This window comes from Marisediminitalea sp. (assembly GCF_984433645.1).
Window position 1 is genome coordinate 1 of the sequence record NZ_CFIDRX010000206.1, and the last position, 6,944, is coordinate 6,944.

The window sequence follows — 6,944 nt, forward strand, 5'->3', positions numbered from 1 at the left end:
CTAACGCAGCGCCTTTGCGTTTTTTCGCCCAGCGATAAAACACAAAAAACAGGCCAATCAGGCAGAAAAAGGCCAGCCAGACCAGCGCGGGTAAATAAAGGGAATACGGCAAATCCATGTTGCTTCCTTATCAATAGCATTAAGTCCGCTGTGAAGCGGGGTAATTTAATGGTTTAAGGAAAACGGATCTAAAGAGCTCTGATAGTGCTGATAAGTAATTAGGGAAAGATAGGTATTGAGCTGGCTCTCAACCGGGACGGTGGGTAATGGTGCCCGCAGATAAAGCCCTGGTTCGTGACATATCAACGTTAGCCAATGCACTGCATGCTTTAGATAATAAAGTACCGGAGCAATACCAAGCGTTTGTGCGTCTGATACGTCACTCGGCGTGATTTGAGCATAGGGTGCAGAGTGATGAGTGGAGGCAGTGTCGACTGAATGCGCACCAGCAACTTCCCATATTACTGACAGGAAAAGTAGCCAAAGTGAAAGATACGATATGCGCTTCATTTTCTTATTGTGGTGACAATAATTCGAGTTTTCAATGTTGTTTTTATAGGTGAGGTGAGATTTCTACGTTATTCGAAATATTGCTCTGGTTGGAAAAGTGATTCCAATCAAATTAAATTTAATAGCGGAGGGATGAGGCGTTTTTGAAAGTAAAGAAGCGGGTGAGCGTTCTTGCTTACCCGCTGGCAGGAATTTATGCCTTACGGCGAATAGCAAGTACACCCAGTGCAAGACCCAGCAGGGCTAATGGAGCTGGAGCCGGAACTTTGCCTAAGTTATCCGGAGCTTGTGGTACAGACGTTAAGCCTGAGAAGTTTGCAGTTTGGCTCTCAGTGTAAAAACCAACTCGGCCAGACATGAAGCTGGTATTAGTAAATGTTTGCGATACACCGTCTAAAGAGAAGCTAATGTCATTGCCTGAACGACCAACAATAAAGTTGTACTCAACCAGGTCAGCCCAAAATTGCTCGGTTTGAAACAGGATAGTAGATACACCTGCGACTTCCTCAACTAACCACATACCGCTAGCGCCAGAACCTGCATCGTTAAAACCGCCTTGCTCCCAACCCAAGCGATAGTGGTTCATGTCGTCCTGCCAACCAAATACAATACCCATGATGTCATTATCGTTGAATGAGGCCGTGGTCGCAGTCATTGTGCCGAAGAAAGAGAAATCACCGGTTTCAACGAAGTCGCTGACCAAGGTGCCATAAGAATTAGAATTCTGGATAGCATTATTACCGGAACCTACGTTCCAAGTGGCATTCCGACTGTAGTTTGGAGAATCTTCCTGTGACCAAAGTGAAATGTCTACAGTTGTTGCAGCCGCGCTAAAACTCGCAACAAGTAAGCCAGCACTCAATAATAACTTTTTCATTTTAAGTTCCTTTTTCCAGGTTAAGTATTAAATCATCTGTTTTTTTAGATTGACTGTTGCATGACCGGTAGCATTATTGGTGCCAGTTTTTTATTTTGATAAATATCAATACTTTAATGTGCATTCGTAATTGTATTGTAAAGAATGTTGACGAAAATTGGTCAGATGAGTTTGCATTCAAATTACTGGCACAGTGTACATTTTCAAACGCGAAACCTGTGGTGTTTTCACCGAACTGGCAAGGAAGTGTGAGGTTGGTTGCGCCTCAACCACATACCGCAGCGGTGGATTGACATTGCTACTATTAAACGGGTAGCAGGTTACTAATTGCAGGGTATGCTCATTCGGGTCGATTAGCCATTTATGCGAGCGGGTATCAATGATATGGGTGTCTGAAATGACATAGTGTTGCCAGTCCCCCTCGCTAGACTGGATTCTGACAATATCACCTATACTCAGGTTTTCGAGCAACGCGAAATGGGTGTCTCTGTGACCATGAATGATAGTCGTGCCTTTTTCGCCGGGCAGGGCAGTGCCATCAGCTAGGCCAGGTCCAAACGCCAGGCTGGTGCCATGGCTGCCCGCCAACACATACATCGATTCATTTAACGCAGGAAACTCGAGCCGGGCGACCGGCCAGGTATCTGCCCAGGACCAGGGTTTGATAGTTTCTTTCGAGGTTAACGACTGTTGCCATGCGTCAGCAATTAAGTATTGCGCCAACACCGCTTTTCCTTTTATCCACCCGGTGTGCCCCCAACTGCATGCAATAAAGAGGCAGAGTAATATTGAGACCAGAGTTTTGAGCTTCAATCTCGTTCGAATACGGTTTAATGACGTGAACGGAAGGGTTGTCATCATTTCACTCGAATTCTATTGATATGCAAAATAAACAGGGCAACGCAGCCCCAAATACCCAGCCACATGGAGAGGGTTGCGGACGTGGCTGTATTGGCAAACTGCATACGCTGTTGTGCTGAGCCATGGGGCATTACATTGGTGACGCCTTCACCGAACAGGGGCAAATACTGCGGTCTCACCGGTGTTTCATCAACGGCGATAAAGGCGGTAAAGCGGGTTAACAAGCTGTGTGTCAATGCAACGTCCAATACCGCATCCCGAACATCCTGTTGCGGTATGTTGCCGCGCCGGGCCTGGTCCTCGATTTCGGCCACTTTGTATCTTGCCCATAGTGAGCCAATCCCCGAAGTGGAAGCCGCGTCATTCGCTGTTATTGTGGTTTGCCATGCCTGCTGGGCGGTATTACCTGAAATCGGCAAGTGTTGCAGGGGGGCAGATAATTTTGCAAAAGCCAGTAGCGCCTCAGAATGGAATAAGTCTGCTGATTGAGATGGGTAAGGCTCAACGTCTTCAGGCCAGTCTATTGTGATGTTGGTTGCCGCAACGTGATTCAGTTTATTAAACAATCTCGACATCTTGCCGTGAACATCGTCGCGGTAGCCAATGAGTTCATAGCTACCACGGCCCAATTGTGCTGCTTTGGCCATAAAAAACGCATTGGGCGCGCTGCCTATTCCCACAGTAAATAGTCGCGCATTGTGGCCGGGAGCCGTTATAAGCTCAAACAGCATTTCCTCATTGCCAATTGCGCCATCAGTAATGAAGATCACCTGTTGCAGGCGTTCAGGATCGGCTAATTGGTTGTAGGCTTCCTGTAACGCCGGGTACATTTCGGTGCCGCCGTCAGCATCCAGCGCAGACACCCATTGTGTTGCAATGTGTTTGAGCTCGTCACTGGCTGGTACTGTACGATCATTAAATACACTGAAATGATCGTTAAAGGCAATGACGTTAAAGCGGTCATCGGGAGAGAGTTGTTTGATGGCGAGGAGCAAGCTGGATTTAGCCTGAATAATCGAGTTGCCCTGCATCGAGCCGGATGTGTCTACGACAAAAATAATATCCTTGGGTAGTGCATGCACGACCGGAGCATTTGGCGGTACCATCATAACCATGGCATAGGTGTCGCCCTCCAGTTGTTGCTGGAAAACCGCCGCGCGTGGCTGCGCCGATACTACGGGTGTCCACTGGAGAACAACATCCCGGTCCATCTCTACAACGCCATGCTGAAAGGTAATGTTGTAGTGGTCGTTATTTTTATTCACGTCAATATCGTGGTAAAGACCTTCGATAGACGCCAGCTCCATGCCGCTTTGAAGCGAGACGGTTAAACGCAGAGGGTTTTTCAACCCGTACTCGGGTGGGGGAGTCATCGCCGGCGTAATGAATGGCGCGTCGGGTACCTGATTGGTTGCGCTAGCCCAACCAAATGCGTTGGTGGTCACTGCGTTGGTTGTCGATTCGCTCTCGTCCTCTGGTGGCTGCGATATGCCCGGAATATAGCGCGGCGTAAGCGTGGTGGGCAGTCGCCACTCAAACACGCCAGCCTGGTACGTTGCCGTATCGATAAAGCTCAGCCTGACTTCTATTTCCTGATGCGGCGCAATATTTGCCACTTTTTGCGTAAAAAGGTTGTCGCGCTGTTGAGTGGTAATGGCCGCGCGCTTGCCTTCGGCGCGGGCTTTTTTATACAGCGTTTCCGCCTTATGGCGCTCTTTAATCTCGCCGATAATACGTCGTTCACCGACGCGCATTTCCATGTGACGCACGGCGGCCATGTCAGGTAGCGGAAAGACGTAAACACCTTCGACCCATTCATCGGAGTCATTCTTAAAGCGCTGAATATACTCGGTAGTCACAACCAGGCCGTTAATGTCGGTTTTGACTGTGGTTTCAAGGTGCAATGACGGCAGTTTTAGTCCACTTTCGCTGGTTAGTCTCAATTCTCCAGCGTGATTATCGTTGTACGGTGTCGCTAAGGCATAAACGCTGAACACGGATATAACCGCGGTGATAGCGATGCCAATCAGCCACCAAATCCAGGCTTTGGATTTGCGTTTGGGTTGTGGGTCAAATATCAAATGTTTAGGTATGCGTTTGGGGTACATAGCAGCTGTCGTTGAGTAAGTGATACCGCTATTCAAACAAGTAAAGGTGTCACAGTGTTGGAGTGAACATGGATATGTAAGAGCAAACTATGGCGAATTATGGCTGGTGGATGGCAAAAACTAACTAGGTAAATCACAAGTAACGAATGAAGCTACGTGCCTGAATCCAGAGTTTCGAAAATCAATTAATCAGGGTGACTTTAGCTGGGTTTGCGACATGTGGCGGGTTAGAGCGGCCCTATTGATGAGAGTATAAGAGAGTCTGAAAAAACGTATTTTGGATCAATATCAACATCACTTACGATAGTTGAAGTTGTATCTGTTCAGCCCAGCCGCTCAAAGGTATTCCGCTTATTGGCCAGCTAAGTATTTGTATCATAGTGACCGTCAGTCAACTGAACACCAGTTTGCTCCTGCTGTTTTGTAACCATTTTTCAAGGTATGTATTAATCAGCCGTGTTATTTGTACCAATGGATATCTCGATCCAGCAAGGTTTCTAATTTTTTCACGTCTTCATGAAAGCGCACAGAGATTGCCTCATGAACGTGTGGAGAGAGCTTGGGCACAGGTTTATTATTGAGCGCTTTTAATTTCTCTATCACCTTCTTTGCGCGCCAGGGAGGTAACCATTTCTCAAGTTTATTTCGGGATGAGTCGGGCCAGTTTAACCACCTGTCCAACATAAGGTTTCTGGGCTGAGTAGGCACTTTGCCTCGTTGGCTCATATCTGGGATGAATGCATCTGAAATGTTCAAATGACGGCAAATTTTTTGGTATGTTTCGAGAGGGTGTTTTACAAAATCATCGTAAAGTATTACTAAAAGCTGGTCATTGTTGAAATGCTGCAAGTAACGCTCGATTTGCTCTGCGTACAAACCAAGGCGTGTATAGTGCCAATCCCAACCCCAACCTTCCGCAACCCGGCTGTCTTCGTTTTCGATAGCTTTTAACAACGGCAGTGGTTCAGATTGAAATTGAACGTTCATACAATAGTGGGAATATAAGCGCGCAACAGGCTCTCGGAGAACTGCAATTAGTTTTGCGTCTGGTGCATGTTGAGCAATGCGTTTAGCGGTTTTGGGGTAGTACAGGTAGCGTACAGATGCATCGGCACGAATTTTCGCGTTGCCCGCATTGGCAAAAGCCTGTTCATAGCTCTCTTGAGTAACGAGTGAGCGGCTGTATTGAAAGTGGTAATTCATTTTCTCTGACAACGGGCCCGGGTGATACAGGTTTTCCCCGACCAGTGCGAAATAATTGGGTTCCTTGTAAGCAGAGAAATATACCTCAGGGTGTTGGTTCAGATAATCTGCAATTGAGGTTGTCCCTGATTTTGCAGCACCAATCAAAAAGAAATTGGGTACGTTTTGCATAAGAAAGCAATGATTCCGTGTAAAAAGCGTTATTGGGGTCTTTTTAGTTAACGCAAATGTAGGTCATATGGATGACTTTACTTAGTAACAATAGCAAAAATCGTATTCAGAGTAAGTTGTTATTTTTTGTAAGTCTTATGCTTAAAATGAGACTTTGTGATAATCATGGGCTTACATCGGAAAACGTGAACTAAAGGAATGATATGAACGAACAGGAATACGCCGGGTTTTGGGTGAGAGTAGGGGCAGCGTTAATCGATTCTATTCTGTTGTTAATTGTCATTGCGCCCCTTATGACGGCTATTTATGGCATGCAGTACTGGACAAGTCCGAACTACTTTCAGGGCTTCTGGGATGTCGTCGTGAATTACTTACTCCCTGCAATTGCGATCATCATTTTCTGGATTTACCGTGCGGCCACACCTGGCAAGATGATGTTGAAATTAACCATTGTCGATGCAAAGACCGGAGGGCAGCCATCCAAGGGCCAATACATTGGCCGTTACCTGGCTTATTACGTGTCTGCGATCCCCTTATTTCTTGGCTTGATTTGGGTAGGAATAGATAAAAGAAAGCAGGGATGGCACGACATGTTAGCGGGTACACTTGTACTGAGAAACAATCAAGCGGTAGCCGTTAATTCAACGCCTGAGGATGAATAGTGGTCTATAACGAACGGATTAGAATCCGTTCGTTATGAAGGAGCAAACTTATTCGCCTAAGGGAGTGTAGGCATATTCTGTTAGTCCAAGTGAAGCAAGGGCGTCATCGAGGTGACTCATCGCTTCCTCGGTAGGCCCCGGATAATCACCGGCAATGGCAACATTCCCCATATAGCCAATCTCCTTGCTACCTGGTACGGAGCAAAAATACGCAGCCAGTATCAAGGTTCTCAAACGGTTGAATGCCTGCGCTGGTCGATGGAACGCAATGGGTGCAGCGCCTGTGCCAAATGCAATCGTGTCTAAAATAGCCATTTGTGCATAGTTGTCCAGTGCCAAAAAAGGCGAGTTGTACAAGCGTTCTGCTTCGTCATCCAGCCAATATAACAGTCGTAAAATAGTGTCGCGGTCTCGCTGTTGGCTTGCATAGGGTGCACTTACCCATTCATCAACAACATGTGGCGCGCCCACTTCCAATGCCCCGGGGTGACCATTTTCCATTGGCACGAGTATGGCGCTAATGCGCGCAACCAGATCCAGCTGGGTTTGCGT

The 6,944-nt window shown here is 46.9% G+C and carries 6 protein-coding genes; 1 reads left to right on the forward strand and 5 read right to left on the reverse strand.

Annotated elements, in window-relative coordinates:
* Positions 1–703: 703 nt before the first annotated feature.
* From AC4MRN_RS18390 to AC4MRN_RS18405, 4 genes are all read right to left on the reverse strand, one after another.
* Positions 704–1,387, reverse strand: a complete 684-nt coding sequence (locus tag AC4MRN_RS18390) for a PEP-CTERM sorting domain-containing protein (protein ID WP_073322498.1) — start codon at positions 1,385–1,387, stop codon at positions 704–706.
* A 177-nt stretch (positions 1,388–1,564) separates the two neighbouring features.
* Positions 1,565–2,248, reverse strand: a complete 684-nt coding sequence (locus AC4MRN_RS18395) for a class GN sortase (RefSeq protein ID WP_370167237.1) — start codon at positions 2,246–2,248, stop codon at positions 1,565–1,567.
* Positions 2,245–4,356 carry a marine proteobacterial sortase target protein gene (locus AC4MRN_RS18400; protein ID WP_491204102.1) on the reverse strand — a complete coding sequence of 704 codons (2,112 nt, stop codon included), beginning with the start codon at positions 4,354–4,356 and terminating at the stop codon, positions 2,245–2,247. The genes AC4MRN_RS18395 and AC4MRN_RS18400 overlap by 4 nt, the downstream gene beginning before the upstream one ends.
* Before the next feature lie 459 nt (positions 4,357–4,815).
* Positions 4,816–5,730, reverse strand: coding sequence for a sulfotransferase family protein (locus AC4MRN_RS18405; protein ID WP_491204103.1), 915 nt, complete (start codon positions 5,728–5,730; stop codon positions 4,816–4,818).
* Between the two features lie 203 nt (positions 5,731–5,933).
* Between AC4MRN_RS18405 and AC4MRN_RS18410 the strand changes: the two genes are divergently transcribed.
* Positions 5,934–6,392 carry an RDD family protein gene (locus tag AC4MRN_RS18410; protein ID WP_073322487.1) on the forward strand — a complete coding sequence of 153 codons (459 nt, stop codon included), beginning with the start codon at positions 5,934–5,936 and terminating at the stop codon, positions 6,390–6,392.
* Positions 6,393–6,440: 48 nt separating this feature from the next.
* Here AC4MRN_RS18410 and AC4MRN_RS18415 read toward each other — a convergent pair.
* Positions 6,441–6,944, reverse strand: a 504-nt coding sequence (locus AC4MRN_RS18415; protein ID WP_491204104.1) for a gluconate 2-dehydrogenase subunit 3 family protein, incomplete at its 5' end; no start/stop codon positions are given.